This is a genomic window from Ruegeria sp. N11 (assembly GCF_056531525.1).
Genome location: NZ_JBQFLX010000002.1, coordinates 314,924 through 340,973, shown reverse-complemented (window position 1 = coordinate 340,973; position 26,050 = coordinate 314,924). Strand labels below are relative to the sequence as shown.

General features: G+C 59.8%; 31 protein-coding genes. 20 read left to right on the top strand and 11 right to left on the bottom strand.

The genetic code is table 11. The features are described from left to right. Positions 1–33: 33 nt before the first annotated feature. Positions 34–195 (bottom strand): hypothetical protein, encoded by a 162-nt coding sequence (locus ACR0J8_RS03650; protein ID WP_480522647.1) that lies wholly within the window; start codon positions 193–195, stop codon positions 34–36. Between the two features lie 60 nt (positions 196–255). Between ACR0J8_RS03650 and ACR0J8_RS03645 the strand changes: the two genes are divergently transcribed. From ACR0J8_RS03645 to ACR0J8_RS03615, 7 genes are all read left to right on the top strand, one after another. Next, entirely contained in the window at positions 256–1,437 is a 1,182-nt protein-coding gene (locus ACR0J8_RS03645; RefSeq protein WP_480522649.1) for a phosphoserine transaminase, read from the top strand. 59 nt (positions 1,438–1,496) lie between these two features. Beyond that, the gene (serA, locus tag ACR0J8_RS03640; RefSeq protein WP_480522650.1) at positions 1,497–3,092 is read left to right on the top strand and encodes a phosphoglycerate dehydrogenase; all 1,596 of its coding nucleotides are present in this window, start codon (positions 1,497–1,499) and stop codon (positions 3,090–3,092) included. A gap of 118 nt (positions 3,093–3,210) precedes the next feature. Further along, the gene (locus tag ACR0J8_RS03635) at positions 3,211–3,948 is read left to right on the top strand and encodes a metallophosphoesterase family protein (RefSeq protein ID WP_480522651.1); all 738 of its coding nucleotides are present in this window, start codon (positions 3,211–3,213) and stop codon (positions 3,946–3,948) included. Between the two features lie 103 nt (positions 3,949–4,051). After that, positions 4,052–4,930 (top strand): phosphoserine phosphatase SerB, encoded by an 879-nt coding sequence (gene serB, locus ACR0J8_RS03630; RefSeq protein WP_480522652.1) that lies wholly within the window; start codon positions 4,052–4,054, stop codon positions 4,928–4,930. A gap of 43 nt (positions 4,931–4,973) precedes the next feature. After that, positions 4,974–5,303, top strand: a complete 330-nt coding sequence (locus ACR0J8_RS03625) for an ArsR/SmtB family transcription factor (protein WP_480522653.1) — start codon at positions 4,974–4,976, stop codon at positions 5,301–5,303. Beyond that, complete coding sequence (locus tag ACR0J8_RS03620) at positions 5,291–5,719, top strand: SRPBCC family protein (RefSeq protein ID WP_480522655.1); 429 nt, start codon at positions 5,291–5,293, stop codon at positions 5,717–5,719. The genes ACR0J8_RS03625 and ACR0J8_RS03620 overlap by 13 nt, the downstream gene beginning before the upstream one ends. Positions 5,720–5,742: 23 nt before the next feature. Further along, positions 5,743–6,063, top strand: coding sequence for a YciI family protein (locus ACR0J8_RS03615; protein WP_480522657.1), 321 nt, complete (start codon positions 5,743–5,745; stop codon positions 6,061–6,063). A 5-nt stretch (positions 6,064–6,068) separates the two neighbouring features. Here the strand turns inward: ACR0J8_RS03615 and ACR0J8_RS03610 are convergent, their stop codons facing one another. After that, complete coding sequence (locus ACR0J8_RS03610; RefSeq protein ID WP_480522659.1) at positions 6,069–7,067, bottom strand: asparaginase; 999 nt, start codon at positions 7,065–7,067, stop codon at positions 6,069–6,071. 180 nt (positions 7,068–7,247) lie between these two features. Here ACR0J8_RS03610 and ACR0J8_RS03605 point away from each other — a divergent pair, with 180 nt between their 5' ends. The 5 genes from ACR0J8_RS03605 (at position 7,248) to ACR0J8_RS03585 (ending at position 10,770) form a co-directional block, all read left to right on the top strand. Continuing rightward, complete coding sequence (locus ACR0J8_RS03605) at positions 7,248–7,781, top strand: invasion associated locus B family protein (RefSeq protein ID WP_170614143.1); 534 nt, start codon at positions 7,248–7,250, stop codon at positions 7,779–7,781. Between the two features lie 171 nt (positions 7,782–7,952). Next, positions 7,953–8,117: a hypothetical protein gene (locus tag ACR0J8_RS03600; protein WP_170679265.1), complete on the top strand. Its 165-nt coding sequence runs from the start codon at positions 7,953–7,955 to the stop codon at positions 8,115–8,117. 146 nt (positions 8,118–8,263) lie between these two features. Further along, on the top strand, positions 8,264–8,641 hold the full coding sequence (locus tag ACR0J8_RS03595) for a lysozyme inhibitor LprI family protein (RefSeq protein WP_170808390.1): 378 nt from the start codon (positions 8,264–8,266) through the stop codon (positions 8,639–8,641). Between the two features lie 79 nt (positions 8,642–8,720). Further along, positions 8,721–9,908 carry a dual-specificity RNA methyltransferase RlmN gene (rlmN, locus tag ACR0J8_RS03590; RefSeq protein WP_480522661.1) on the top strand — a complete coding sequence of 396 codons (1,188 nt, stop codon included), beginning with the start codon at positions 8,721–8,723 and terminating at the stop codon, positions 9,906–9,908. Positions 9,909–10,143: 235 nt separating this feature from the next. Then, positions 10,144–10,770 (top strand): cytochrome P460 family protein, encoded by a 627-nt coding sequence (locus ACR0J8_RS03585; protein WP_480522663.1) that lies wholly within the window; start codon positions 10,144–10,146, stop codon positions 10,768–10,770. A gap of 7 nt (positions 10,771–10,777) precedes the next feature. On the opposite strand, the gene ACR0J8_RS03580 is transcribed toward ACR0J8_RS03585, so the two are convergent. Both ACR0J8_RS03580 and ACR0J8_RS03575 read right to left on the bottom strand, forming a co-directional pair. Then, positions 10,778–11,122, bottom strand: coding sequence for a hypothetical protein (locus ACR0J8_RS03580; protein WP_480522664.1), 345 nt, complete (start codon positions 11,120–11,122; stop codon positions 10,778–10,780). Then, positions 11,119–12,045 carry a DnaJ C-terminal domain-containing protein gene (locus ACR0J8_RS03575; protein ID WP_480888888.1) on the bottom strand — a complete coding sequence of 309 codons (927 nt, stop codon included), beginning with the start codon at positions 12,043–12,045 and terminating at the stop codon, positions 11,119–11,121. The genes ACR0J8_RS03580 and ACR0J8_RS03575 overlap by 4 nt, the downstream gene beginning before the upstream one ends. A gap of 151 nt (positions 12,046–12,196) precedes the next feature. Between ACR0J8_RS03575 and ACR0J8_RS03570 the strand changes: the two genes are divergently transcribed. Beyond that, positions 12,197–12,580, top strand: a complete 384-nt coding sequence (locus ACR0J8_RS03570; protein ID WP_170679273.1) for a hypothetical protein — start codon at positions 12,197–12,199, stop codon at positions 12,578–12,580. Here ACR0J8_RS03570 and ACR0J8_RS03565 read toward each other — a convergent pair whose 3' ends face one another. Further along, on the bottom strand, positions 12,581–13,681 hold the full coding sequence (locus tag ACR0J8_RS03565) for a cystathionine gamma-lyase (protein WP_480522668.1): 1,101 nt from the start codon (positions 13,679–13,681) through the stop codon (positions 12,581–12,583). It abuts the gene before it with no gap. A 3-nt stretch (positions 13,682–13,684) separates the two neighbouring features. Beyond that, positions 13,685–14,527, bottom strand: coding sequence for an LOG family protein (locus tag ACR0J8_RS03560; RefSeq protein ID WP_170614151.1), 843 nt, complete (start codon positions 14,525–14,527; stop codon positions 13,685–13,687). A gap of 79 nt (positions 14,528–14,606) precedes the next feature. Here ACR0J8_RS03560 and ACR0J8_RS03555 point away from each other — a divergent pair, with 79 nt between their 5' ends. The 3 genes from ACR0J8_RS03555 (at position 14,607) to dapD (ending at position 17,141) form a co-directional block, all read left to right on the top strand. Further along, complete coding sequence (locus ACR0J8_RS03555) at positions 14,607–15,518, top strand: threonine/serine dehydratase (RefSeq protein ID WP_480522669.1); 912 nt, start codon at positions 14,607–14,609, stop codon at positions 15,516–15,518. Between the two features lie 44 nt (positions 15,519–15,562). Next, positions 15,563–16,162, top strand: a complete 600-nt coding sequence (locus ACR0J8_RS03550) for a GntR family transcriptional regulator (RefSeq protein ID WP_480522670.1) — start codon at positions 15,563–15,565, stop codon at positions 16,160–16,162. Between the two features lie 151 nt (positions 16,163–16,313). Next, entirely contained in the window at positions 16,314–17,141 is an 828-nt protein-coding gene (gene dapD, locus ACR0J8_RS03545) for a 2,3,4,5-tetrahydropyridine-2,6-dicarboxylate N-succinyltransferase (protein WP_480522671.1), read from the top strand. 134 nt (positions 17,142–17,275) lie between these two features. On the opposite strand, the gene ACR0J8_RS03540 is transcribed toward dapD, so the two are convergent. Both ACR0J8_RS03540 and ACR0J8_RS03535 read right to left on the bottom strand, forming a co-directional pair. Continuing rightward, complete coding sequence (locus ACR0J8_RS03540; protein ID WP_480888887.1) at positions 17,276–17,491, bottom strand: hypothetical protein; 216 nt, start codon at positions 17,489–17,491, stop codon at positions 17,276–17,278. A 550-nt stretch (positions 17,492–18,041) separates the two neighbouring features. Continuing rightward, a complete protein-coding gene (locus ACR0J8_RS03535) occupies positions 18,042–18,974 on the bottom strand; it encodes an MBL fold metallo-hydrolase (protein ID WP_480888886.1) in 933 nt (310 codons plus the stop codon). Between the two features lie 116 nt (positions 18,975–19,090). Between ACR0J8_RS03535 and ACR0J8_RS03530 the strand changes: the two genes are divergently transcribed. Both ACR0J8_RS03530 and gltX read left to right on the top strand, forming a co-directional pair. Beyond that, on the top strand, positions 19,091–19,525 hold the full coding sequence (locus ACR0J8_RS03530; protein WP_480522675.1) for a DUF1801 domain-containing protein: 435 nt from the start codon (positions 19,091–19,093) through the stop codon (positions 19,523–19,525). Between the two features lie 95 nt (positions 19,526–19,620). Then, positions 19,621–20,946 carry a glutamate--tRNA ligase gene (gltX, locus tag ACR0J8_RS03525; RefSeq protein ID WP_480522676.1) on the top strand — a complete coding sequence of 442 codons (1,326 nt, stop codon included), beginning with the start codon at positions 19,621–19,623 and terminating at the stop codon, positions 20,944–20,946. Between the two features lie 81 nt (positions 20,947–21,027). On the opposite strand, the gene ACR0J8_RS03520 is transcribed toward gltX, so the two are convergent. Further along, the gene (locus ACR0J8_RS03520; protein ID WP_480522678.1) at positions 21,028–21,597 is read right to left on the bottom strand and encodes a gamma-glutamylcyclotransferase family protein; all 570 of its coding nucleotides are present in this window, start codon (positions 21,595–21,597) and stop codon (positions 21,028–21,030) included. Between the two features lie 95 nt (positions 21,598–21,692). On the opposite strand from ACR0J8_RS03520, the gene ACR0J8_RS03515 reads away from it, so the two are divergent. After that, positions 21,693–22,139, top strand: coding sequence for an RrF2 family transcriptional regulator (locus ACR0J8_RS03515; protein ID WP_170614159.1), 447 nt, complete (start codon positions 21,693–21,695; stop codon positions 22,137–22,139). 3 nt (positions 22,140–22,142) lie between these two features. Here the strand turns inward: ACR0J8_RS03515 and ACR0J8_RS03510 are convergent, their stop codons facing one another. Next, positions 22,143–24,671 (bottom strand): ABC transporter permease, encoded by a 2,529-nt coding sequence (locus ACR0J8_RS03510; protein WP_480522679.1) that lies wholly within the window; start codon positions 24,669–24,671, stop codon positions 22,143–22,145. Then, on the bottom strand, positions 24,668–25,363 hold the full coding sequence (locus tag ACR0J8_RS03505; RefSeq protein ID WP_170619298.1) for an ABC transporter ATP-binding protein: 696 nt from the start codon (positions 25,361–25,363) through the stop codon (positions 24,668–24,670). The genes ACR0J8_RS03510 and ACR0J8_RS03505 overlap by 4 nt, the downstream gene beginning before the upstream one ends. Between ACR0J8_RS03505 and ACR0J8_RS03500 the strand changes: the two genes are divergently transcribed. Then, the gene (locus ACR0J8_RS03500) at positions 25,357–26,049 is read left to right on the top strand and encodes an arylesterase (protein ID WP_480522680.1); all 693 of its coding nucleotides are present in this window, start codon (positions 25,357–25,359) and stop codon (positions 26,047–26,049) included. The genes ACR0J8_RS03505 and ACR0J8_RS03500 overlap by 7 nt on opposite strands. Position 26,050 lies beyond the last annotated feature (1 nt).

Below are 26,050 nucleotides of genomic sequence, written 5' to 3'. Positions count from 1 at the left end.
GACAGAAACCTCATCTGCACATGCCCTCCAATGTCAGAATACGAAGAAGCCGCTGAGTGAAAGATAAAACCCCGCCAGCAAAATGGCGGGGTTTTTCGCCAATCGGAAACCTGCGTTCCAAATTGTGCCATTTTCAGATGTCGTTTTCACCCAACGAAGCGTCTTTTCTGCTTGCTGCGGGTGCAAACTGACCATACCTCTGTCCGTGGGACACCCCTCCCCAACGAGGGGCGTGTATCTGGAAGGGTAATACAGATGACTATCGAACAACCGGCGCCGCAAGACGCCGTGCGCAAACCCGAACTGCGGCCGGCGAACCCGCGTTTTTCTTCGGGCCCCTGCGCCAAACCCCCTACATTCCAACTGAACAAGCTGGCCGACGCCGCACTCGGTCGGTCGCACCGGGCCGCTGTCGGCAAGGACAAGCTCAAGGCGGCCATTGAGGGCACGCGCGAAATTCTGGGTATTCCCGCCGATTACAAGATCGGCATCGTTCCCGCTTCGGACACCGGCGCGGTTGAGATGGCGCTCTGGTCGCTGCTGGGCGAACGCAAGGTCGAGATGCTGGCATGGGAGAGCTTTGGCGCGGGTTGGGTGACAGATGTGGTCAAGCAGCTGAAGATCGCCGCCGAGGTCAAGACTGCGGAATATGGTCAGATTGTTGATCTGGCGACGGTCGATTTTGCCAATGATGTGGTGTTCACTTGGAACGGCACGACTTCGGGTGTGCGGGTTCCGAATGGCGACTGGATTGCTGATGACCGTCAGGGCCTGACGATCTGCGACGCGACCTCGGCAGCTTTCGCGATGGACCTGCCGTGGGACAAGCTGGATGTGACCACCTTCAGCTGGCAGAAAGTGCTGGGCGGTGAGGCGGCGCACGGCATGCTGATCCTGAGCCCTCGCGCTGTGGAGCGGCTAGAAAACTACACACCGGCTTGGCCTCTGCCCAAGATTTTCCGCCTGACCAAAGGTGGCAAGTTGATCGAGGGCATCTTTACCGGTGCCACGATCAACACGCCGTCCATGCTGGCGGTCGAGGATTACCTGTTCGCGCTGGACTGGGCGCGCTCGGTCGGCGGGTTGCAGGGGCTGATGGCCCGTGCGGATGCCAATGCCGGTGCGGTGCACGCGTTCTGCAAACAGAATGACTGGATTGCCAATCTGGCCGAGGACGCGGCGACGCAGTCGAATACTTCGGTCTGTCTAAAATTCACCGACGCGCGCATTCAGGACGGAGCGGGTTTCGCTAAGGCTGTGGCCAAGCGGCTCGAGGCCGAGAATATGGCGCTGGACATCGGGGCCTATCGCGACGCGCCTGCGGGCCTGCGCATCTGGTGCGGCGGCACGGTTGAAACCTCGGATATCGAGGCGATGCTGCCTTGGCTGGCATGGGCCTTCGAGGCTGAAATCGCGGCGCAATCTGAGGCCGCCTGATCTTATTCACCGGGCCACATCCGGCCCGGACATCCCATACAATTCAAGGACCAGAGAATATGGCTCCCAAAGTACTCGTCTCTGACAAACTCAGCGAAACCGCCGTGCAGATCTTCCGTGATCGCGGCATCGACGTGGATTTCATGCCTGACCTGGGCAAGGACAAAGACAAACTGGCCGAGGTGATTGGCCAATATGACGGTCTTGCCATCCGGTCGGCCACCAAGGTCACACCGACAATTCTGGAGAAGGCGGACAAGCTGAAAGTCATCGGCCGCGCCGGGATCGGGACCGACAATATCGACAAGGAAGCGGCCTCGAAAATGGGCGTGATCGTGATGAACACGCCTTTCGGCAACATGATCACCACCGCAGAACATGCGATTGCGATGATGTTCGCCGTGGCACGGCAAATTCCCGAGGCCAGCACCTCGACCCATGCGGGCAAGTGGGAAAAGTCCAAGTTCATGGGGATCGAGCTGACCAACAAGACCCTGGGCGTAATCGGTGCGGGCAATATCGGCGGCATCGTCTGCGAGCGCGCGCATGGGTTGAAAATGAAGGTCATCGCTTATGACCCCTATCTGAGCGAGGAAAAAGCCGACGCGATAGGAGTCGAAAAGGTCGACCTGGATCAGCTGCTGGCCCGCGCGGATTTCATTACTCTGCACGTGCCGCTGACCGACCAGACACGCAATATCCTGAGCCGCGAGAATCTGGCCAAGACCAAGAAGGGGGTACGCATCATCAACTGTGCCCGAGGTGGTCTGGTCGACGAAGAGGCGCTGGCCGAAATGCTGCAGTCGGGTCACGTCGCCGGGGCCGCGTTCGATGTGTTCAGTGCCGAGCCTGCGAAAGACAATCCATTGTTCAACCTGCCCAACGTGGTCTGCACACCGCACCTTGGGGCGGCGACGACAGAGGCTCAGGAAAACGTCGCGCTTCAGGTGGCCGAGCAGATCTCGAACTACCTGCTGACAGGTGCGGTCGAGAACGCGCTGAACATGCCCAGCGTCACCGCCGAAGAGGCCAAGATCATGGGACCGTGGATCAAGCTGGCGGGTCATTTGGGCAGCTTCATTGGCCAGATGACGGATGAACCGATCAAAGCGATCAACATCCTTTACGATGGTGTCGCGGCGGAAATGAACCTGGCGGCGCTGAACTGTTCGGTGATCGCTGGGATCATGAAGAAGTTCAACCCTGAGGTGAACATGGTGTCGGCACCTGTGGTTGCCAAAGAGCGTGGTATCAAGATCTCGACCACCAATCAGGACAAATCGGGTGCTTTTGACGGGTATATCAAGGTGACTGTCGTCACGGAAAAGCGCGAACGCTCGATCGGCGGAACCGTGTTCAGCGACGGCAAGCCGCGATTCATCCAGATCAAGGGCATCAACATCGATGCCGAGATCGGGTCGCACATGCTCTATACCACCAACGAGGACGTTCCGGGCATCATCGGTACGCTGGGACAGACCATGGGAGAGCATGGTGTGAACATCGCGAACTTTACGCTCGGCCGGTCCGAAGCTGGCGGCGAGGCGATCGCCTTGCTCTATGTGGACGAACCCGTTCCGGCCGAGGCGCGGGCCAAACTGGCGGAGACCGGATTGTTCACGCAGATCAAGCCGCTGGAATTTGATGTGGCCTGACACCTGTTGAGAATCTGAGACGCTCGGATACCCGCAGGTGCATCCTTGCGGGTATCGGCTTTATGAAAGTCGTCAATTGCGCCAGAACGTTCCCTGAGGTCGTCACCGGAGGATACCAATGACAATGCCAGTTTACGCAGTCGGCGATCTGCACGGGCAAGCGGCCGAGTTTGAACGGGCGATGCAACTGGTCGAGCGAGATGGCGGGCCGGATGCGCGCATCGTGTTTCTGGGGGACTATGTCGATCGCGGCCCGGACAGCCGGGGTGTGATCGAAAGGCTCATTGCGGGCCGCGGTGAAGGCCGGGACTGGATCACGCTGCTGGGCAATCACGATCGCATGTTTGCCTGGTTCATGGAGGATGTTCCCCGCCACGACCCCCATCTGCTGGTCGGGTACCACTGGCTGCACGAGCGCCTTGGCGGCATCGAGACCTTGCGCAGCTACGGAGTGGAGTTCGAGGATCGCATCCGGCTTGAAGACCTGCACGCAATGGCCCGTGCGGCTGTTCCGAAGTCGCATGTGAATTTCCTGCGTGATCTTCTTGCCATGTACCAGACCCAACAGGTTGCTTTCGTGCATGCCGGCGTCCGCCCCGGCGTGTCGCTGAGCGATCAGAACGAAAATGATCTGGTTTGGATCAGGCAGGCCTTTCACGTGCACAAGAAGCCGTATTCAAAGCTGATTGTGCATGGCCACACACCGGTGGACAAGGCGACCCATTACGGAAACCGGGTCAATCTGGACAGCGGCGCGGGCTATGGAAAAAGTGTGAGTGTTGCGGTGTTCGAAGGACGAAGATGCTGGTTGCTGACGGATCAGGGACGCGTGGAACTTAAGGCACCTGTCGGGTGACGGGTGGGCACGACCTGACCCAGCGGGGCGTGTTTTCGCAACAGCCTCTGGCCGAAATACTGTACCCGCGATTCTTCGCAGGTGAGCTTGCAGGAGATCGAATATGTACATTGCCACTCTGCTGACCAGCCCCGAGACACGGACGCTGGACCTGGCTTTGGTCGAGTCGTTGCGAAATGCGTGGGGCGGTGGCGATATTCTGTGGTTCAGCCCGGATGAGGCGGCGGAATTCCCGCTGTCAGAGATGCCCGGACATCGCTGGGACGTCTGGGCGGATTTGCAGCAGGTGGGGGTTGATCTGATCGTCCAGCCGGCGGAAGGACGGCGCAAAAGGATGCTGCTGGCGGACATGGACAGCACCATGATCCAGCAGGAGTGCATTGACGAGCTGGCCGATGAGGCGGGTGTCGGCGAACGGGTCAAGGATATCACGGCTCGGGCCATGAACGGCGAACTGGATTTCGAAGGCGCGTTGACGGAGCGGGTCGGCCTGCTGAAAGGTCTTGATGTCGGCGTCATAGATAAAGTTCTGGATGAGCGCATTACGCTGATGCCCGGTGGTAAGACCTTGTTGAGCACGATGCGGACAAATGGCGGTTATGCAGCGCTGGTCTCTGGCGGGTTCACCGCCTTCACCGCACGGGTCGCTGAAGTGTTGGGCTTTGACGAAAACCGGGCCAATACGCTGCTGTTCGAAAACGGCAAGCTGACCGGAAAAGTCCAGCACCCCATCCTGGGGCGTCAGGCCAAGATTGAAGCCCTGGAGCAGGTCACCAGCCGCCTGGGCCTGGCCGAGGCCGATGTTATTGCGGTGGGCGACGGGGCCAACGATCTGGGCATGCTGAGCCGCGCCGGAACCGGCGTCGCGCTGCACGCCAAACCGTCGGTCGCTGAGCAGTGCGAGGTTCGCGTCAACCATGGTGATCTGACGGCGCTGCTTTACCTGCAGGGCTATACTCGCGCGGAATTCGTCTCGATCTGATCGAGGCTTCCCTTTATTTAACTCATGTGTTAATTATGGGGCCATGACCACGCTTCTGACCGCTTTTTCTGCCCTGTCCGACGCCACCCGCTTTTCGATTGTTGAACAACTGATGGAGAAGGGTGAGCTGCCCGCCGGTGATTTGATTGAAGGCCGGGGCATGTCCGGTGCCGCGATCTCTCGTCATCTCAAGGTTCTGCGGGAAGCTGGACTAGTGCGGCAACGGGTGAACGGCACTCAACGGATTTACTCAATCCAGCCCGATGGCCTGCGCGCGATTGCGGAATGGACCATTTCCAAGCGGCAGTTCTGGGAGGCCAGCCTCGACCGTTTGGGCGACATTCTTGAACAGGAGAATTCATGGCCGACTTGAAACTCGAACGGGAATTTCCCGTCAGCCCCGAAACCCTGTTTGCCTGGATCAGCGACGGCGCAAAGCTGTTGCGATGGTGGGGGCCGGAAGGCGTACACGCGCCCGAGCATGATCTGGACTTTTCACGAACCGGACCATGGTTCTCGGTCATGCAGAACGATGAGGGCAAACAGTTCAAGGTGTCCGGTCACGTGACCCATGTTGATCCGCCGAAGTCAGTTGGCTTCACCTGGGCCTGGCATGACGATCAAGACAAGCGCGGTGCGGAAAGCCACGTGACCTTTTCCGTTGCAGCGACGCAAACCGGGGCGCGACTGACCGTGGATCACCGCGAACTCGCGGATGCCGAGGCCGCGGCCAATCACGAGATGGGCTGGACTTCGTCCCTGCGCAAATTGCAGGCCCAGTGCACGTAGGTTTTCAAAAAGGGAGGAGCGATATGCCCCAATATTTGTTTGTCTATCACGGGGGAACAACCCCAACCGACCCCGCCGAGATCGAGGCGACCATGGCCGCATGGGGTGCCTGGTTTCAGGGCATTGGCGATTCGCTCGATATCCCCGGCAACCCGGTGGGTCAGTCCTATACGGTCAGCAACAATGGCGTTACCGATAATGGCGGCGCCAACCCCGCCTCGGGGTTCACTGTGGTTCGGGCCGACAGCATCGATGCCGCGACCGAAATGGCCAAAGGCTGTCCAATGGTCGTCAATGGCTCGGGCTCGGTCGAAGTGGCCGAGGTGCATGAAATCGAGATGTAGCGGGCTTAGCCGGGAAACCCCGGTGCTGGTCTGATCACGCCGCATTCCAGCCCACGGCGGCTGTATTGAATGGCGTTCATGAACTTGCGGGTGGCCGGGTGATCGGCCTCCAGCACACCGAGGCTGACCAGAATAGCAGCGATGGCGCACTCGCTGGCGCGGGTTGTGCCATCAGTGATTTTCAGCGCAACGCCCATTCGTTTCTCGGGGATGATGGCGACAAAAACCGCCTCGGCCCCGGTTTTGATTGCAGCGCGACCATTCATGGCGCGCATCAGTTCGGTACAGGCCCGGGTTTCGCCGGCAACCAGTTCAGGATGCGCGAGCATGGCCTCGGTCAGTTGGCGCGCGGCATCGCTGGCCCGGTCAGATCGGTCCGCCGCCGAGGCGAACCAGGCCATCGACCGCGCCAGACCCGAAAGTGTTGTTGCGAAATTCGGGGCGGAACACCCGTCAATTCCATAGGTCGGGCTGGTTTCACCCGTGGTTTCTTCGAAGGCCGCCAAGCAGGCCTGCTGAACCGGGTGATCGATTTCAAGGTATTCCGGCCCGGCGCCCATATGCTGCGCCACCGAAAGGAACCCGCAATGTTTGCCCGAGCAGTTGTTGTGGATCTGGCAGGGCGTATCATCGGCCAGGATCAACCCATCCCGCGCGGCCATGTCCTGCGGCTCTTGCGGGCCGCAGCGCAGGTCAGGCTCGGCCAGACCCAGATGATCCAGCCACGCCGACACACGTTCAGTGTGAATCGCGGCACCGCTATGTGACGCGCAGGCCAACGCCAGATGTTCGCTGTTCAACCCATATCTGGCTGAAGCACCCGAGGTGAGCAGCGGCAGAGCCTGGATCATCTTGGCAGACGACCGCGGATAGATAACCGCCTGCGGATCGCCCCAGCTTTTTACGATCTGGCCACTGTCGTCACAGATCACTGCATGGCCCAGATGCAGGCTTTCCAGCAGCGAGCCGCGCCACAGTTCTGTCATTGCCACGGGCTGCGTCATGTTATCCTCCGAAATTATGCGCAAATTTCTGCCAATCGCCCTTTCGCCTGTGGCGAAACCTGCGTTAGTGTGTGTATGTCGGCAATTATCGGAATGCGCAACATACGAGAGACGGACCATAAGGGTTCGCGGGCGCGTCCGATCGGTTTGGGGTATGGGTCGGGCTAGGAGGCTGGACAAATGGGATCAAGACTAGTCCGCGCAGTTGCGGGCTTGTGCATGGCCGGGATGGCAACAACCGCAACGGCCCAACAGGCAAGCAGCACCAACAGGGTTGCGGCAAAAACCGACTGGAGCGTTTTTGTCGAAAGCGATCCGACGGAATGCTGGAGCGTTTCTGCGCCAAGGGAAACGGTCAACACACGTGGCGGCCGAGTGGTTTCGGTGCGCCGCAGCGATATTCTGCTGTTTGTGTTCTTCCGCCCCAATGCCGAGGTTAAAGGGCAGGTCACGTTTACCGGCGGCTATCCCTTTGCGCCTGGATCGACGGTCAATCTGAACGTCGACGGGACCGAGTTTGAACTGATCACCGAGGGCGAATGGGCCTGGCCAGCAACTGAAGGCGAAGACCTTAAGGTGGTTGCAGCCATGAAGCGCGGCACCGAGGCGGTTCTGACAGCCCGCTCGGAACGCGGAACTCAGACCAAAGACACGTTCTCGCTGCTGGGGTTCACCGCAGCGATCGAAGACGCCGAGAAGCGCTGCACCAACTAAGCGCTCACTTCACGTTCATGCGGCCCCGTCATCCGGCGGGGCTTTTTCGTGAAAAGGTGCAATGCAGTCTTTTCCTTGACGCAACGTTCGATCCTGAACTTGATCCGCATCAAGGCAGGCTACCCGCTTTTTCTGAACTAATCGGTTCAGGAATTGAGAAGGAACCTGCCAATGCTGAACAAATCACTTGCCGCGCTGATGATGGCCGCGATGTTGCTGAGCGCGTGTGAAAAGACCGCCGAAACATACCCTGTGACCGGTGAACAATGTGGCCCGGAAGATCCCGTACAAACCTTGGACGCTGCGGATTGCGATATCCTTCCCCCGGGCGTTTGACGTATTCGCCTGATCTGAAACCCTGAAAGCGAAATGTACTTGTTTCGGTCGCATCGACATGGTCTTTGCGACCGAACTGCGATTGGGACGCCGGGAAAACACGTGCTACTGTGCCCTGATGTAAGGGTTCACATGTGGAAACGATGATGCGTTACGTCTTGATAGCAGTGCTATTCTCATCCGCAGCGTTGGCCGACCCCAGCCTGGAATGCTCTGATGCAGGTTCGCAGGTTGAGATCGGGTCTTGCGTCGGGAAAATGGAAGAACGCGTAAACATGGCAGTGAAGGCCAGTTACGATTTTGCCATGCAGACAGCGGCAGAGTTGGATGAGGTGACAGGCCGCGTGGCCGCGCAACCCGCACTTGAGGCCGCACAAAAAGCTTGGACCACGTATCGCGATATGCAGTGTGACGCCGTAGGTGCGTCGTATGGCGGGGGGTCTGGAACCGGGATTGCCATCGCGTCCTGCCGCATTGATCTGGGTCGGGCGCGCGTGGACGAATTGCTGCGCATGGCAAATTAAGTCGCACGATTCCTTTTGATCTTTGCGCGCAATCCTATATAGAGGCGCATCCCAAGCCAGAATTCTTCGAGATAGCCACATGTCGCCCAAAGCGCCGATCACTCAGGATGTCATGACCATCCCCCGCAAATTGCCCGAAGGGAAGGTAAACCTTGTTGGTCTGACCCGTGACCGCTTGCGCGAGGTTCTGATCGAACACGGTACACCGGAAAAGCAGGCCAAGATGCGCACCGGCCAGATCTGGCAGTGGATCTATCAATGGGGCGTGCGCGACTTTGCCGAGATGACAAATCTCGCCAAAGCCTATCGCGCGCAACTGGCCGAGCATTTCGTCATCGAGGTTCCCGAGGTTGTGACCCGTCAGGTGTCCGAAGACGGCACCCGCAAGTACTTGTGTCGCATCGCCGGCGGGCATGAGGTCGAAGTGGTCTATATCCCCGAAGAAGACAGGGGGACGCTGTGCATCTCGTCTCAGGTCGGCTGCACTCTGACCTGTTCGTTCTGTCATACGGGCACTCAGAAACTTGTGCGCAACCTGACCGCGGCCGAGGTTGTAGGTCAGGTAATGATGGCCCGCGACGACCTTGAGGAATGGCCCGTCCCCGGCGCGCCCAAGGACGAAACCCGTCTGCTGTCGAATATCGTTCTGATGGGCATGGGTGAGCCGCTGTATAACTTCGACAACGTCCGCGATGCGATGAAGATTGCCATGGATCCCGAAGGGATTTCCCTGTCGCGCCGTCGCATCACGCTGTCCACATCCGGCGTGGTGCCGGAAATTGCACGGACTGCCGAAGAAATCGGGTGTCTGCTTGCGATCTCTTTCCACGCGACCACGGATGAAACGCGCGATGTGCTGGTGCCGATCAACAAGCGCTGGAACATCGAGGAACTGTTGGCAGCGCTGTCCAGCTATCCGAACGCGTCGAATTCCGAGCGGATCACCTTTGAATACGTCATGCTGGATGGTGTGAATGATAGTGACGAAGACGCGCACCGCCTGATCGACCACATCAAGCGCCATAACATTCCGGCAAAGATCAACCTGATCCCGTTCAACGAATGGCCCGGCGCGCCGTACAAGCGCAGCTCGAACAACCGTATCCGGGCGTTTGCGAATATCATCTATCAGGCGGGCTATGCCTCACCCATCCGCAAGACGCGGGGTGAGGACATCATGGCGGCCTGCGGGCAGCTCAAATCGGCGACCGAACGCGCGCGGAAGTCCCGCAAGCAGATCGAGGCCGAGGCCGGTCTTGGAACCTGACCCTTACCCTTGCAACCCCGCTGGTCGCGAGAATTAATGTTCCCGCGCCTGTTTTTTATATGCGCGATTTGTTATGTTTCATCTTGTCAGCGCCCGGGGGGGTTCACACGTGTGCACAAAGCGGTGAAAGCCATGGACCGGTTGTGGCAGGTTTTTTTGCGCCTGTTATGATCGAATCTGACGCAGGTGCGCTGAAACAAGGCAAGCCTTTTTCAACTCAGGTGGGTCATCCAGTATGATTGCACGTTACCAGATTCAGCTTTTGAAACCCCTCGTTTTCCTGATCATGGCAACGGCCCTGCCGTCCTTCTCTGCGGCTCAGTCCAGTGATGAAGACGCGCATCTGGCCATCGAGAACCCGGCGGATTTGTCGAAAAAGGATGCGCGCAAGTTCTATAAGTCACTGCAAAAGCGTCTGGCGCGCGGGTATGCGGCTGCGCAGATGGATTTGATCCGGAACTATCAAAGCTGGCCGCTGTTCAACGATGCGCCCTATATCTCGGCCACACACGGTCAGCGTTACGTGAACAGCTACGCCAATCGCATGGCGCATAATTACGGAACCCTGCAAGAGGGCGAAGAGTTGCCGATGGGGTCGGTTCTGGCCAAAGACAGCATGACGGTGACCGATACCGGCAATCTGCACCCGGGTGCCATGTTCGTAATGGAAAAGCTGGCCAAAGGCGCCAGCCCTGAAACCGGTGACTGGCGCTATATTATGGTTATGCCGGACGGATCGCTCTTTGGGGACACAATGGGCGCACGGTCAGAAGCTGTTTCCTATTGCCATGACTGCCACGAAGCCGTGGCGGATCGGGATTACACGTTTTTCGTGCCGGAAGACTACCTTGTGAACAACTGATCGCCGATTACCTGCGGCCAAACCGGGCGGACCCGATGACCTCGATCAGGGATTGGCGCACCGGTTCGGGTTGGGTATCGACGGCATTCAGGACCTCGCGCAGTTCGGCGCGCAGACAATGCATCTGGTCGATCAGGGAAATCATCATCGACAGCGCGTCGGGCTCCATCTCGTATTGATCATGCAGTTCGCAGGCCAGTTCCAGACGGGCGACGTCGATGCTCTGGTAGACAAGCCCTTGCTCGGTTTGCTCGGGGATCACAATTTCAGCGGCCAGATAAACGGACAGCCGGTCCGGTGTCAGGCGGGCAATAGTTGCGAGCACCTCGTCTTCTGTCAGGTGTCGGGTCATGACGGCATCCCCTCGCGTGGATCGTAGCGATGTGATTCCCGCCAGGTTTCCATAAAGGCCCTGAGGTCATCATCGACCTTGTCCGGCAGGGTCACGATCAGTTCGATCAGCTGATCCCCGCGCTCGGACGCACCCCGCTTTTTGACACCCTTGCCGCGCAGGCGCAGGGTCTTGCCGCTGCTGGTCCCCGCCGGGACGCTGACGTTCACGCCACCGTCTATGGTGGGGGCGGGAACCTTGCCGCCCAGAATCGCCTCGTCGATCGAGATCGGCAGAGTGATGTGGATGTCGTCGCCCTGCCGGTCAAAGACCGGATGCTTGGCGACCGAGATGGTGACAAGCGCATCGCCCGCAGGCCCCTGTCCATATCCGGGTGCACCCTTGCCGCGCAGCCTGATGGTCTGACCATCGGTGATGCCAGCGGGGATTTTGACCTCGATTCGATCACCATCGGGCAGGGTCAACTTCTGACTGGCCCCGAACACCGCGTCCAGAAAGCTGACCTGAAGCGAATAGTTCAGGTTGTGACCGGGCGCGTGAAATTCATGGCTGCGGCGCTGGCCGCGCCCGCCGCGTCCACGCATGAACTCGGCAAAGATGTCGGACATATCCTCGGGGTCGCCATAAGACGCACCCGAACGATAGGGATTTCCTGCCGCCTCGGCATAGTCGCGGTAATATTGCTGTTGGGGTCTCTCCTGACCCGATGCATCAATTTCTCCATTGTCATAGCGCGCCCGCGTTTCGGGGTCTTTCAGCAGATCATAGGCTGCTGCGGCAGCTTTGAACTTTGCCTCGGCTTTGGCATCACCCGGTTTCAGGTCCGGGTGGCAATCCTTGGCAATGCGCCGGTAGGCTTTCTTGATATCAGCGGCGCTGGCGTCTTTCTGGACGCCAAGGACCGAATATGGATCGTCGCTCATCTCACTCTCGCGGGTCACGTCTGATCGTTGGGCATGTTTTTTATCATGCGATTTCAATGCCCCGATTGGAAGAGGCTTTTGAAACCGCTCGCAAATTCCCGCAGGTCTGATAACATATGCATATTTCAGCTTGTTTTCTGACGGAGCCCCCATGACACGCAGAATTAAATCCGCACTGGCCCTTCTGGCGGGGAATGCCATCGGGTTGTTGATCGCCTCACTTCTGTTGTCCGGTTTCGCGATCCGGCCAATCTCTTTCATTGTCGTGGTGATCGTATTCACCCTGGTTCAGGTCGTGGCCGAACCGCTGATCCTGAAGCTGGGAGAGAAGAAAGCGCCCGCGCTGAAAGGCGGGATTGCGCTGATCGTGACCTTTGTAGGCCTTTTGGTAACTGATCTGGTGACGACGGGCCTGACCGTCGGCGGCATCTCCAATCTGCTGGCTGCAACTTTGCTGGTCTGGTTGGGGGCTTTGATCGCCAGCGTGGTGCTGCCGATCTACGTGTTCACAGAACTGCGTGAGCCCAAGAAGTAATCACAGCGCATTCAGGCTTGCCTCGATGGCCTGCCACAGTTCCTCCACCGGCTCGCATCCGACCGACAAGCGGATGAAGGCAGGATCGACGGCGTCGCCCCACCGTGCGCGACGCTCGGCCGAACTGTGGATGCCTCCGAACGAGGTGGCCGGGCGCAGCAATGGGCAGGCATTGATGAAGGATTCGGCGTTGGCCTCGCTGTCCAGTGTCAGAGACAGCAGAAAGCCGAACCGCGCTGTTTGGGCCTGTGCCAATGCGTGTGACGGGTCATTGGACAGACCGGGGTAACGAACTTTTTTCACGGCCGGGTGCGCCGCCAGCCGTTCTGCCAGAACCTGTGCCGACGCGCACATGCGGTCGAACCGGACGTCCAGCGTTTCCAGCCCGCGGTGCAACAGCCATGCCTCATGAGGTCCTGGGATCGAACCGGAGATCTTCCGCCATTCCTCGACCCGCTCCATGATCTTGGCGTCGCGGCTGGCCACATGGCCCATCAGCATGTCGGAATGCCCACCCATCGCCTTGGTGTCCGAAGACACGACGACATCGATGCCCAGATCCAGTGGGCGCTGGCCCAATGGTGTCAGGGTCGTATTGTCGGCAATGGTCAGCCCACCGGCGGCGCGCACTTGCCCCGCCACGGCTGCCAGATCGATTATGTCCAGCCCGGGGTTCGAAGGGCTTTCGACAAAGACCACGTCGAACCCGTCAAAGCCGCCCTCGGCAAAGGCGGTGGTGGGACGTTCCTCGATCTTCACGCCAAGGCGTGAGAGGAACCTGTCCGCCAGCAGGCGCGTGACGTAATATCCGTCCGAAGGGATCAGCAGTCGCGATCCGGCTTGCACGGATGCAAACAACGCTGCCGAAATCGCCGCCATGCCCGACGGGAAGCTGAGGCAGGGCGCGTCTTCAAGATGTGACAGCACGTGCTCAAGATGCACCCATGTTGGATTGTCGACGCGTCCGTAGGTCGCGTGACCATCAGGCGGGCCCGGCAAGTGGAACATGCTGCTTTGCGTCAGCGGCAGCGCCACCGGGTCGCCCATTTTCAGGGCATTCCCGCGCAGGTGAAGCATTTCCCCGGTCTTTGGCGCCGTCATCCGTCAGCGCCCCGGAATTTCGTCGCGGGGCGGGGCGGGTTCCCAGTTCTCGATAATCCCGACCGCCTCTTGTGCCGTGTCAACAAAGCGGAAAAGGTCCAGGTCTTCGTCCGAAATGGTGCCAGCGTCCGCCAAAGCTTCCCAGTTGATGACCTTTTCCCAGAATGCGCGGCCAAACAGCAGGAAGGGGACGCGCTCCATACGACCGGTCTGGATCAGGGTCAGCGACTCGAACAGTTCATCCATCGTGCCGAAGCCGCCCGGGAAGATGGTGATGGCGCGGGCGCGCATCAGGAAATGCATCTTGCGGATCGCGAAATAGTGGAAATTGAAGCTCAGGTCCGGTGTCACGTAAAGGTTTGGCGCCTGTTCGTGCGGCAGCACGATGTTCAGGCCGATCGAGTAACCTTCGGCATCCTGTGCGCCGCGGTTTCCGGCCTCCATCACGCCGGGACCGCCGCCGGTGACGATCACGTTTTCGCGGCAGCCGGTTTCCTTCGACTTCAGGGTCATCAGCCGGGCAAATTCCCGCGCTTCGTCGTAATACTGCGACAGACCGGCTAGCGTTTCGGTCCGGGCGGTGTGCTTTTGTGACGGTTCGGGAATGCGGGCCCCTCCGAACATCACGATGGTCGAGGTGATCTCGCGCTCGGTCATGATCATCTCGGGTTTCAGCAATTCCAGTTGCAGGCGCACCGGTCGCAGTTCTTCCCGGCACATGAAGTCCTCGTCGGCAAAGGCCAGACGATAGGCGGGCGACCGTGTCTGTGGCGTGTCCGGCACCTCGCTTGCGGTCGACCGGTCGGTCTGCGCGTCGCGGAAGGGGCTGAGTCGGTCTTCTCTCATGGGTGAACGATCCCTGCTTGCGTGTTTTTCAAACAGCTATAGGGTTCGCGGACAGAGTGCCAGCCACGGAAAGACAAGAATGAACTGGAAGAGTGAAATATCGGCGGCGCGGGATCGCATTGCCGGCTATGCGCAGGTCACGCCGGTGATGGAAAGCCGCATTCCGGGGTTTCCGGTTGAAATGAAGCTGGAGCATTTGCAGCACACCGGCAGTTTCAAGGCACGCGGGGCATTCAACACGCTGCTCAGCCTGGATGTGCCCGAGGCGGGCGTTGTTGCGGCATCAGGCGGCAACCACGGTGCGGCGGCGGCCTATGCGGCGCAGTCGCTGGGCCACCCGGCCAAGATTTTTGTGCCGGAACTGGCGGGTCCGTCCAAAATTGCGCTGATCGAGCAGACCGGCGCCGACCTGAGCGTTGTTTCCGGCGAATACGCCAATGCGCTGACCCAGGCCCGTTCTCATGAAGAAGAAACCGGGGCGATGCAGATCCATGCTTACGACGCACCGGCCACGGTGGCCGGGCAGGGTACCTGTTTCGCCGAGTGGGAGGCGCAGGGCCTTCAGGCGGATACCGTTCTGGTCGCGGTGGGTGGCGGTGGTCTGATCGCCGGGGCTTTGGCCTGGTTTCAGGGTGCGCGAAAGGTTGTGGCGGTCGAACCGGAAACCTCCTGCGCGCTGCACGCCGCGTTGCAGGCCGGGGAACCGGTGGACGTGTCCGTATCAGGGGTTGCGGCAAACGCATTGGGCGCGCGGCGGATCGGATCGATCTGTTTCGATCTGGCGCGCGGCATGTCATCGGTTCTGGTCCCGGATGCGGCCATCACCAAGGCGCAGCGCGCATTGTGGCAGGCCCATAGGCTTCTGGTAGAACCGGCAGGGGCAACGGCTTTGGCGGCCTTGATGTCGGGTGCCTATCAGCCGGAACCGGGCGAGAAAGTGGCCGTTCTGATTTGCGGCGGCAATATTGCCCCGGACCCGTTCGCGGGCTGAATTATCTGCTTGTGGAAGGCGGGCTTCATTTTTATCTACAATCTATGACCGCGACCATTGCCGATACGATCTATCAGAAACTCAGCCAGCAAATCGTCACCGGCGACCTGATCGCCGGCGAAAAACTGCGTCAGGACCATATCGCCCGCGCATTCGAGACCAGCCATGTTCCGGTGCGCGAAGCGCTGCTGAGGCTGGAGGCGCATGGGCTGGCCAAAAGCGAGCCGCGGCGCGGGATGCGGGTCACCGCGCTGGACCCTTCCGAAGTGCGCGAGGTCATCGAAATGCGCGTAGCGCTGGAATCGCTGGCGATGCAGCACGCGGTTCAGAACCTGACGCCAGCCGCCTTGCGGAAAATTGATGAAGCCCGCCTGACCTGCGACGCCGCCCGGACCATGCCGGAGTGGGAGGCGGGAAACCGTGCTTTTCACAGGGCCATCCTGACGCCCTGCGGGTTGCCGCGCCTGCTTCACACGATTGACGATCTGCATATCGCCAGCGCGCGCCATCTGTTTGCCTATTGGCGTCCCCGGTGGAAGCAACGCGCAGACACTGATCACGCCGCCATCGTGCGCGCGATGAAAGGCAGGGACGCAGCCGCCGCTGTCTCGATACTGGTTCGGCACATACGCCGGGCCAGCTGACAAAAGCCGCGAAAGGCTACGGATAATCACCCGGGCGATGGTCTTTGTCCCACCAGTGACGCAAAACCGCCCGCCTACGCCGCATTGCGCCCTGTGTGTGGCTTGCTTATAGGCAAAAACAACGTGAACAGATTCAGCAGGGAGTGATCTCATGTCCAATGCGCAACTGGAAGCCGCAATCGAAGCCGCCTGGGAGGTTCGCGACACGATCTCGCCCGCCAGCACCGGCGAGCAGAGAGAGGCGATTGAGGAAACACTGAACGCGCTGGACAGCGGATCGCTGCGGGTTGCCGAGAAGCTGGAAAACGGCGATTGGCATGTGAACCAGTGGGCCAAAAAGGCAGTTCTGCTGGGCTTTCGCATCAAAGATATGGAAATCCACGCTGGCGGACCACAGGCCGGCGGCTGGTGGGACAAGGTCGACAGCAAGTTTGCCGGTTGGGGTGAGAGCCAGTGGCGCGCTGCCGGCTTCCGCGCCGTGCCCAACTGTGTTGTCCGCAAATCAGCCTATATCGCACCGGGTGCGGTTCTGATGCCGTCCTTTGTGAACCTTGGCGCCTATGTTGACGAAGGTACCATGGTCGACACCTGGGCCACCGTCGGATCCTGCGCGCAGATCGGCAAGAATGTGCACCTGTCAGGTGGCGTCGGAATCGGCGGCGTGCTTGAACCCATGCAGGCCGGTCCGACCATCATCGAAGACAACTGCTTTATTGGTGCCCGCTCGGAAGTGGTCGAAGGCTGCATCGTCCGCGAAGGTTCGGTTCTGGGGATGGGGGTATTCATCGGTAAATCCACAAAGATCGTGGATCGCGAAACCGGCGAGGTCATGTATGGCGAGGTTCCGCCCTATTCGGTGGTTGTTGCGGGTTCGATGCCGTCGAAGAACAATATCAGCCTCTATTGCGCTGTAATCGTGAAGCGTGTGGACGAAAGAACCCGTTCGAAAACCAGCATCAACGAGCTGCTGCGCGACTGAAGATATCGATCAGAGTTGAAAGGCCGGTGCGGGACAGCACCGGCCTTTTTTATTGAACTTTCCCAAAGGATTTTGATCCTGAGCTTTGAAAGCTCTGATCATTCGGCATTTCCGGTAATACCAACCATGTTTGGTTAGCGATCTTCGCCCGGCCGTTCTACGTCATTCTCGGTGGACCCTTCGTCATCTCCCGAATTGCCTTCGGTGTCACCATCGTCTTCGGTCTCACCACCGCCTTCGGTCTCGCCACCACCTTCAGTTTCACCACCACCCTCAGTCTCGCCTTCGCCTTCCTGGGCATAAGAAGAGGTAGCGACAAAGCCGGTCAGAACAGCCGCCGCTGGGGTCATTGATAATATAAGAACACTTGCAGTGGTCGACAGCAGTTTGGACAAAATGCTCATTTGTTTTCACTTTTGATGAAATTAAGTATGCAGTGACGTCATTCTATTGATAGGGTTGACGGCTTCGAAACGGCTTGACCCTGTCTCATTCTGATAAGCGGTTATCCGCGTGACTCTGCGCGGATGGTTGCAGCTTGATTTGACGCCAGATACAATCGAGTAGCGATTCACCATCGAGCACGACACTTTTCAGGTGTGGATACGATTCGCCCAGCCGGTGAACTGCCGCGGAGTTCCAGGGACGGTTTCAAACTTTCTGACTGGCCGGGCAATGTCGCACAGACAGAACTAGTGACGCTCGATGAGGTGTAGCGCTATGGCTCGTTGGCCTGCGATGCCCAGTCGAACAGGCCTCCGGTCTTGTTGGGTATTGCACGATCTGAACTTTTGCTGGCAAGGCCGCCGTAGGTTGCGACAGGTGGAAATACACGCGCAAAAAAACCCGCCCTAGTTCAAGGGCGGGCCGGGTCCGCTATAAAATCCTGTGTCTTTGGGGTCAGCCCATCATCTGATAACTGACGGGGACAAACCGGAACCCTTCACCTCGTGTTTCGACATATCCCGCTGCGGGAAATGGCATGTGATAACCGATCATCGGCACCTTGTCGGCGGCCAGAAGCCCAAGCACATTGCGCCGTGCTGCGGTGGCTACAGCCTTGTCCATGTCAAACCGGACTTCCCATTCCGGATGGGCGAATGACCAGACATAGTGGTTCGCCAGATCTGCCGTCTGGATCAGACGCCGGCCGTTGCTTTCCAGGTGATAGACAGTATGGCCGGGCGTGTGGCCAAAGGCAGACATGGCCGTGATGCCGGACGCAACATCACCGCCGTCTTCGATAAAGGTCATCTTGTCGGCCAGTGGTGTCACCTTGGCCGCGACCAGATCGCCGACTCGGTTACCGGACTCCTGCGCGGCCCAGAAATCGTATTCGTTCGAGGCGGTCACATAGCGTGCATTCGGAAAGGTCGGTGCGTCATTGGTTGTCATACCGCCGATGTGATCGGGGTGCATGTGGGTTATGACCACCACGTCGATCTGATCAGGTGTCACACCAGCATCGGCCAGTGCCGCCTGAATACCACCTTTTCCGAGGCCTGTGTCGAACAGCACCATTTCGGACCCGGTATTGACCAGCGTTGGCGTGAAGAAGAACTGGGCCATGTCGTCTGGAATAAAGTTCTCGGCGGAAACCCTCGCGAATTCCTCGTCCGATGCACCGCCGCCGAAAATTTCCTTGGCGCCGTCGCGCGGCAGACTGCCATCCAGCAATGTTGTAACAGTGAAATCACCAAGCGCGAACGATCTGGCGGTTGTCGGGTTTGCGCCGGTTTCAGCATCATTGGCCAGAACCGGAGTTGCAGCTGATGCAAATGGCAATGCTGCGGCAGCGCCGAGCGCTGCTCTTCTCGTCAAATTGATGGTCATTATGTTTCTCCCTGTCAGGACACCAGCCCGGGAACTAGCCCGCTGTGGGTCGTTTGCCATATTTTACCCGCCTGACATGGGCTGCATGGATAAACATTACGTGTTAATTTTTGCTCGTGTCCCGATCCGAAAACAAAACACAGCCGACAGGGCAGGCCGTTAACGGGTTTTTGTCATCCGTCCTGCCACCGCGAAAGGCAGACGAGGCCCGGGTGCTGGATGCGCTGTTTCGCGAAGCAACCGGATTTGAACCGGTGATGTGGGGGCCTTCGATCATCGGGTATGGCCACTATCATTATCGCTACAAATCCGGGCGCGAAGGAGACTTTCTGGCAACCGGGTTTTCCCCGCGCAAGGCGGCGCATTCCATCTACATCATGCCCGGCTATGCGGATTTCGGTGACATCCTGTCCCGGCTGGGAAAACACAAACTTGGGAAATCCTGTCTTTACGTGAACAAGCTGGCGGATATCGATCCTTCGGTTTTGTCCGAGCTGATCGTCGCGGGTCTTGAAGATCTGGGCCGGCATTGGCAAGTCGAGCCGACTTGAGCATTACTGGCACGCTCAATCCTGTCCGGTGCCTCATTCGCTTGCTGGACAAAACGCCCTTCATGTGACAAGAGCCGCGCCAACAGGAGATATCCATGACCACCACCCGCTTCGCCCCGTCGCCCACCGGTTACATCCACGTGGGCAACCTGCGCACTGCCCTGATGAACTATCTGATTGCCCGCAAAAACGGCGGTACGTTCATCCTGCGCATCGACGACACCGATCCTGAGCGGTCGAAGGAAGAATATGTCGATGCCATCAAGCAGGACCTTGAATGGCTGGGCCTGCACTGGGATCGGGTCGAACGTCAATCCGAGCGTCTGGACCGTTATGCCGAGGCCGCCGACAAGCTGCGCGAGATGGGACGGTTCTACGAGGCTTTCGAGACGCCGACCGAACTGGACCTGAAGCGTAAGAAGCAACTGAACATGGGCAAACCGCCGGTCTATGACCGCGCCGCGCTGAACCTCAGCGAGGCCGAGAAAGACGCGCTGCGCGCCGAACGTGGCAACGGGGTCTGGCGCTTCAAGCTGGATCACGAGCGGATCGAGTGGACCGACGGTATTCTGGGCGACATCTCGATCGACGCAGCCTCGGTTTCCGATCCGGTGCTGATCCGTGGTGACGGTCAGGTTCTTTATACGATCGCTTCCGTTGTGGATGACACTGAGATGGGCGTGACCGACGTGGTACGCGGCTCGGACCATGTAACCAACACGGCGACTCAGATTCAGATCATCAAGGCACTCGGCGGCACCTGCCCGCGCTTTGCCCACCATTCTTTGCTGACCGGTCCGCAGGGCGAGGCGCTGTCAAAACGTCTGGGCACGTTGGCGCTGCGGGATCTGCGTGAACAGGGCGTGCAGCCGATGGCCTTGCTGAGCCTGATGGCACGTCTGGGATCGTCCGACCCGGTCGAACTGCGCGCGGATATGGCCGAATTGATTGACGGGTTCGACGTAAGCCGCTTTGGTGCCGCGCCCACCAAGTTTGACGTGCAGGACCTGTTCCCGCTGACCGCGAAGTATTTGCAATCACTGCCGCTTGCCGATGTGGCTGATGCTGTTGCCGATGCCGGTGTTCCGGCAGATCTGGCCGAGCCGTTCTGGGCCATGGCGCGCGAGAACATCACCACGCTGGGCGATTTGAAAGCCTGGTGGGAGCTGTGCCGCGTAGGCGCGGAACCACTGATCGCCGATGAGGATCGCGCGTTCATCGTTGAGGCGATGGCGCTGCTGCCGGAGGGCCCGTTTGACGGCGAAACCTGGGGTAAATGGACCAGCGCCGTGAAAGAAGCGACCGGCCGCAAGGGCAAAGGTCTGTTCATGCCGTTGCGCAAGGCGCTGACGGGGATGGAACGCGGGCCCGAGATGGCGGCCCTGTTGCCCCTGTTGCAGGTGATCCGCGCGCGGGGGTGATGAAACGCGCCTTGCGGCGCGTGCCTTCGGCGAGAGTATTTTGAAAAAGATGAAGAGGGCTGGTTGAATCCGGCCCCTTTTTTATGCGTTTTGAACGATGTTTGCCGAGATACTGCGCAGGCGGTCGTCGACGAAGTCTGTTTCGTCGGGGCGGAGCTGTTGATGGCGCGGATAGCGGGGTTCGGAGCGGTCATTCAGGATCGGGGCGTCCCACCCGTCCGTGGTGGCGAAGAAACGATCTGCTCCGTCCAGACCGAAAGCGCGCAGATAACCCTGTACCACCACGTCGATATAGCTGAGCAGCAGCGGATGTTTGTTGCTTGGCGCATTGTGCCGATCCTGCGGAACGGCATAGACGGCGATTTCAACCTCATGCGCCAGGGGGTGGGTCACTGATTGCGTCGCAGTCACGCGATCGTAGGCCCATTCGCGCTGATCCAGCGCTGCCCAGTCGTTCTTTGGAACATGCGCGATCATGCCTTCGATTTCGGCATCGGGGTCAGGTACGGCTGTCAGAAACGCCACTTCGCGCAGGTCGGTATGTCGCCATGCGCGCCGCCAGCCCTTCAGCCGGGCCAGATGCGGATCGGGAAAGTCATGGGTGGCCAGATTGACCAGGCTGCCATAACCGAAGAAATACGGGTCTTTCATACGCTGTGCCGTCCTGGATCTCGATTGATGTATGTCAAACCGCTTTTTTGCGGAACATGCAATAAGACTGCATCTTGATATTTGGGAGGCCTGTGATGCGGATTACCAAACGGACGAATATTGCAGTGCGCCTGCTGATGTATTGCGCGGCGCATCAGGATCGGCTGGTGACAAAGGCCGAGATTGCCGAAGTGTGCAACATCTCGGAAAACCATCTGGCGCAGGTGATCAACCAGCTCAGCCAGCTGAACTATCTGAACACGCAACGCGGGCGCAACGGCGGCATGATGCTGGCCCGTCCGGCGGAACAGATCCGGATCGGGTCGGTGTTTCGCCATGTGGAAGGCAACCTGCCGATTACCGAGTGCTTTGCCGATGCGGACAACACGTGCCCGCTGACCGATGCCTGTCGATTGCGGTTGGCCCTGCGCGATGCAGCCGAAGTGTTTTATGCGTCGCTGGATGAAATCACACTGGACGCGCTGGTCTGTGATAATGATCGCTTGTTGCAGATTTTGCAGCCGGTGGCCTGTGTTCGCTGAGACCTAACCGGCGGCGCGCAGGATGCGCGCCGGTCTGACAGCCAGAGGGCGCATGGCAAAGACCAGGCCGGCTCCTGTGGTCACCGCGATTCCGGCCAGAACGATGGCAAGGGCGGATGGCCAGATGATCGTGAAGCCGGTGTCAAAAATGAACGTTGCCACGGCCCAACCGCTGGTGATGCCGGCCAACAGGGCCACGCCTCCGGCTGCCGTGCCAAGAAGTACGGCGCGCAATGCAAAGCTGAGAAGAATGCGGCGGCGGCCAGCCCCGAGCGTTTTCAGGATCGCGGCCTCGTAGCGGCGCGCGGGCTCTCCGGCGGCGGCCGCGCCGATCAGCACGAGAAACCCGGTCAGCAAAGATACCCCGGCCCCGTAAGACGTGGCCGATGCCAACCCGGCAAGCAGGCCGGAAACCCGGTCGATCGCGTCCCGCACACGGATCGCGGTGATGTTGGGAAATTGCCCTGCCAGATCGCGTAGTATGGCGGCCTCGGCCTGTTCTTCGGCATAGACCGTTGCGATGAAACTGTGAGGTGCCCCGGCCAGCGCGCCGGGGTTCATGGACATGACAAACCCCATTCCGGCGGTTGAGAAATTGACCTCACGCAGAGAGGTCAGCCGGGCCGTGATGTCCCGGCCGAGAATGTTAACCGTCAACTCATCGCCCAGCTTGAGACCCATCTCAGCAGCTTCTTCCGCGGCAAAACTGACCTGCGGCGCGCCGGAATAGTCATCTGACCACCATTCCCCTTTGGTGATGCGCGCGTTCTTTGGGGGACGTTCGGAATAGGTGATCCCCCGGTCTCCGTCCAGCACCCAGTGATCGCCAGCCACCTCGCGTGCAGGCTGTCCGTTGATCCCGGTTATGATTCCGCGCAGCATTGGCGCACTTTCGATGCGGCTGACCGCCGGGTCGGTTTCCAGCCGTTCCATGAACCCGGGCATCTGGTCTTTCTGGATGTCGACAAAGAAGTATGACGGCGCCACGTCCGGCAGATTGCCCGAGATTGCGTTGCGCAATGTTCCGTCAATTTGCCCGACGGCCGCCAGCACCGAGAGGCCCAGCCCAAGCGACAGCACGACGGGACCAGCACCTTCGCGCGGGTCAGAGATGGCCGACAGGGCCCAGCGCAAGGCGGGCCGCCCGCGTGTTGCCGAGGCGCCGGCTCGGGCAACCCGTCTTATGATCCACGCGGTTGCGGCCAGCAAAGCCATCGCTCCGGCCAAACCGCCGCTGGTCCACAGGGTCAGGCGGGCGGAGCCGCTGAACCATGCGGCGGCTGAGATCAGGAGAGCAAGGCCCACTGCGGTGGCGATCACGTAAGCAGGACGGGGAAAGAACCGCGCCGATGTCAGGGCGTCGCGAAACAAGGTTGCGGCGCGGACCTCTTCGGTTCTGGCCAGCGGCCAGAGAGTGAACAGGAACGCCGTCAGAACGCCGTAGAGGGCAGCCTCGGCCAATGGCTGGGGATAGATCGAGAATACAGCGGGAACCGGCAACCGGTTTTCGATCAGCGGTGACAGCATCAGGGGGGCCGCGCCGCCCAGGGCTAGGCCCAGCGCGATGCCGATGACAGACAAAATGCCGATCTGGATCATGTATGTCTGAAAAATCGTGGCACGGTCGGCACCAAGGGTGCGCAATGTGGCAACCGTTTCCGTCTTTTGCGACAGGTACGCCCGCACCGCTGCCGAGATGCCGATGCCGCCTACGGCCAGACCCGACAAACCTACAAGCACCAGAAAGGCGCTGAGCCTTGCGACGAACTCAGCGATGCCAGGGGCACCGTTGCGAGCATCTGTCCAGCGCATGCCGGTGCCGTCAAAGGCTTCTTTTGCTTCAGTCGACAGGGTGGCAAGATCTGTGGCGGGCGGCAGGTCCAGCCGGTATTTCGTGGAGAACAGCGTGCCGGGTTCCAGCAAACCCGATTTGCTCAGGTCTTGAGTGCGCACCAAGGTACGCGGCCCCAATCCGAATCCGTCAGCGGCCCCGTCCGGCTCGAACACCAGCGCGGCCATTACGACAAACTCCTGCGTCCCGAGCGTGACGGTGTCCCCTGCCTCCAGGTTCAGCCGATCCATCAGGGCGGGGTCCATCACCGCTCCGGGCAGATCATCCTGACCGTTCAACGCAACTGGCAGGGGCATCGCGGGCTCCAGCGTGACAGAGCCAAGCAATGGGTACGCGTCATCGACCGCCTTCACCTGTGTCAATGCGCGATCCGGACCGTCATCGTGTTGCGTGACAGCCATGGACCGGAAGTCGACGATTTCGGATACCTGCCGGGCTGACGCGTTCATCCAGCTGCGTTCTTCGTCGCTGGCATAGCGGTAGGTGAATTCCAGCTGCGCGTCCCCGCCCAAAAGGGCGGCGCCCTCTTGGGCCAAGCCAGCCTGAATCGCGTGCCGGACTGAACCCACTGCGGCGATCGCGGCGACACCCAGCGCAAGGCAGGCCAGAAACACGCGAAATCCCTGCAATCCGCCGCGCAGTTCACGGCGCGCCAACCGTCCGGCCAGCCGCAGGCTCATTCAGCGGCCTCCTGTTGGGCATCCCCGGCAATGCGGCCATCCCGCAAGCGCACGACTCGGTCGCATTTCCGGGCCAGTGCGTGGCTGTGCGTTACCAGAACAAGGGTGGCACCGTGTTTGTCCCGCAACCCAAACAACAGCTCGACAATGGCGGCGCCATTGCTTTCGTCCAGATTGCCGGTCGGTTCATCCGCCAGCAGGATCTGCGGCCGGGGGGCCGATGCGCGGGCAAGGGCAACGCGCTGCTGTTCCCCGCCCGACAACTGCGCCGGGTAGTGATTGCGCCGGTGCGACAGTCCAACGGCTTCAAGCTCGGCCTCGGCGCGGGTGAACGCATCCTTGTGACCAGCCAGTTCCAGTGGCGTGGCGACGTTTTCAAGCGCGGTCATTGTCGGGATCAGGTGAAAGTTCTGAAACACAACACCCATGTAGTCGCGCCTGAAACGCGCCAAAGTGTCTTCGTCCAGCCCTGTCAGATCGCGCCCAAGCGCCGAGACGGTCCCACGGGTCGCCTGTTCAAGCCCACCCATCAGCATCAGAAGTGAGGATTTGCCTGACCCGGACGGTCCGACCAGGCCTATCGTTTCACCCTGCCGCACAGTCAGGTTGATACCATGCAGGATATTCACCCGACCGGCATTGCCATCCAGCGACAATGAGGCATCTTGGAGCGTGAGAACTGGTGATGTCATCAGTCTTTCCGAAAAGGAGCGGTCATTTGGGATATGGAGCGGTTGGGACCTTGCGCAAGACCTTGATGTCGGGCCTGTTTGTCTTTTGCGGCTTTGCGGCCACAGCCGAACCGGTGGTCATCGCGGCGGTAGGGGATTCTCTGACGCATGGCTATGGCTTGCCCGAACAGGAGGGATTTGTCCCTCAGCTCGGCCGCTGGCTTGAAGATCGCGGCGCCGAGGTGACGCTGATCAACGCAGGTGTGTCGGGGGACACAACAGCCGGTGGCGCGGCGCGTATCGAATGGACGCTGACACCGGAAGTCGATGGCGTAATCGTTGCCCTCGGGGCCAATGATCTGTTGCGCGGTGTTGATCCTGCGGTGTCGCGTGAGAACCTCGATACCATCCTGCAGACCGCCAAAGCGGCCGATGTCGAGGTCTTGCTGATCGGGATGGAAGCGCCGGGAAACTTTGGCCCTGACTACAGACAGGCCTTTGACGCCATCTATCCTGAATTGGCGCAGAAACACGGAACGCTTTATGCAGAAAGCTTTTTCGCCGGTCTTGATGCTGGTGGCGATCCGACTGCCGCGCTTGGGTTCATGCAGGCTGACGGCATTCATCCCAATGCACAGGGCGTGGCCCTGATTGTCGAGGCGCTTGGGCCAGATGTTCTGAAGCTGGTCGGGAACGCAAACCGATAGG

Excerpts from the sequence above, each read along its gene's own strand:
- ACR0J8_RS03620 (WP_480522655.1), top strand. The coding sequence starts at position 5,291 with ATGGCCGACTTGAAACTCGAACGGGAATTTCCCGTCAGCCCCGAAACC.
- ACR0J8_RS03595 (WP_170808390.1), top strand. The coding sequence starts at position 8,264 with ATGCGTTACGTCTTGATAGCAGTGCTATTCTCATCCGCAGCGTTGGCC.
- ACR0J8_RS03540 (WP_480888887.1), bottom strand. The coding sequence starts at position 17,491 with ATGACCCCAGCGGCGGCTGTTCTGACCGGCTTTGTCGCTACCTCTTCT.
- serA (WP_480522650.1), top strand. The coding sequence starts at position 1,497 with ATGGCTCCCAAAGTACTCGTCTCTGACAAACTCAGCGAAACCGCCGTG.
- ACR0J8_RS03635 (WP_480522651.1), top strand. The coding sequence starts at position 3,211 with ATGACAATGCCAGTTTACGCAGTCGGCGATCTGCACGGGCAAGCGGCC.
- ACR0J8_RS03600 (WP_170679265.1), top strand. The coding sequence starts at position 7,953 with ATGCTGAACAAATCACTTGCCGCGCTGATGATGGCCGCGATGTTGCTG.
- ACR0J8_RS03625 (WP_480522653.1), top strand. The coding sequence starts at position 4,974 with ATGACCACGCTTCTGACCGCTTTTTCTGCCCTGTCCGACGCCACCCGC.
- ACR0J8_RS03500 (WP_480522680.1), top strand. The coding sequence starts at position 25,357 with ATGTCATCAGTCTTTCCGAAAAGGAGCGGTCATTTGGGATATGGAGCG.
- ACR0J8_RS03575 (WP_480888888.1), bottom strand. The coding sequence starts at position 12,045 with ATGAGCGACGATCCATATTCGGTCCTTGGCGTCCAGAAAGACGCCAGC.
- ACR0J8_RS03610 (WP_480522659.1), bottom strand. The coding sequence starts at position 7,067 with ATGACGCAGCCCGTGGCAATGACAGAACTGTGGCGCGGCTCGCTGCTG.
- ACR0J8_RS03505 (WP_170619298.1), bottom strand. The coding sequence starts at position 25,363 with ATGACATCACCAGTTCTCACGCTCCAAGATGCCTCATTGTCGCTGGAT.
- ACR0J8_RS03585 (WP_480522663.1), top strand. The coding sequence starts at position 10,144 with ATGATTGCACGTTACCAGATTCAGCTTTTGAAACCCCTCGTTTTCCTG.
- ACR0J8_RS03550 (WP_480522670.1), top strand. The coding sequence starts at position 15,563 with ATGACCGCGACCATTGCCGATACGATCTATCAGAAACTCAGCCAGCAA.
- ACR0J8_RS03510 (WP_480522679.1), bottom strand. The coding sequence starts at position 24,671 with ATGAGCCTGCGGCTGGCCGGACGGTTGGCGCGCCGTGAACTGCGCGGC.
- ACR0J8_RS03645 (WP_480522649.1), top strand. The coding sequence starts at position 256 with ATGACTATCGAACAACCGGCGCCGCAAGACGCCGTGCGCAAACCCGAA.
- serB (WP_480522652.1), top strand. The coding sequence starts at position 4,052 with ATGTACATTGCCACTCTGCTGACCAGCCCCGAGACACGGACGCTGGAC.
- dapD (WP_480522671.1), top strand. The coding sequence starts at position 16,314 with ATGTCCAATGCGCAACTGGAAGCCGCAATCGAAGCCGCCTGGGAGGTT.
- ACR0J8_RS03515 (WP_170614159.1), top strand. The coding sequence starts at position 21,693 with ATGCGGATTACCAAACGGACGAATATTGCAGTGCGCCTGCTGATGTAT.
- ACR0J8_RS03535 (WP_480888886.1), bottom strand. The coding sequence starts at position 18,974 with ATGACCATCAATTTGACGAGAAGAGCAGCGCTCGGCGCTGCCGCAGCA.
- ACR0J8_RS03580 (WP_480522664.1), bottom strand. The coding sequence starts at position 11,122 with ATGACCCGACACCTGACAGAAGACGAGGTGCTCGCAACTATTGCCCGC.
- rlmN (WP_480522661.1), top strand. The coding sequence starts at position 8,721 with ATGTCGCCCAAAGCGCCGATCACTCAGGATGTCATGACCATCCCCCGC.
- ACR0J8_RS03615 (WP_480522657.1), top strand. The coding sequence starts at position 5,743 with ATGCCCCAATATTTGTTTGTCTATCACGGGGGAACAACCCCAACCGAC.
- gltX (WP_480522676.1), top strand. The coding sequence starts at position 19,621 with ATGACCACCACCCGCTTCGCCCCGTCGCCCACCGGTTACATCCACGTG.
- ACR0J8_RS03565 (WP_480522668.1), bottom strand. The coding sequence starts at position 13,681 with ATGACGGCGCCAAAGACCGGGGAAATGCTTCACCTGCGCGGGAATGCC.
- ACR0J8_RS03650 (WP_480522647.1), bottom strand. The coding sequence starts at position 195 with ATGGTCAGTTTGCACCCGCAGCAAGCAGAAAAGACGCTTCGTTGGGTG.
- ACR0J8_RS03520 (WP_480522678.1), bottom strand. The coding sequence starts at position 21,597 with ATGAAAGACCCGTATTTCTTCGGTTATGGCAGCCTGGTCAATCTGGCC.
- ACR0J8_RS03555 (WP_480522669.1), top strand. The coding sequence starts at position 14,607 with ATGAACTGGAAGAGTGAAATATCGGCGGCGCGGGATCGCATTGCCGGC.
- ACR0J8_RS03605 (WP_170614143.1), top strand. The coding sequence starts at position 7,248 with ATGGGATCAAGACTAGTCCGCGCAGTTGCGGGCTTGTGCATGGCCGGG.
- ACR0J8_RS03570 (WP_170679273.1), top strand. The coding sequence starts at position 12,197 with ATGACACGCAGAATTAAATCCGCACTGGCCCTTCTGGCGGGGAATGCC.
- ACR0J8_RS03560 (WP_170614151.1), bottom strand. The coding sequence starts at position 14,527 with ATGAGAGAAGACCGACTCAGCCCCTTCCGCGACGCGCAGACCGACCGG.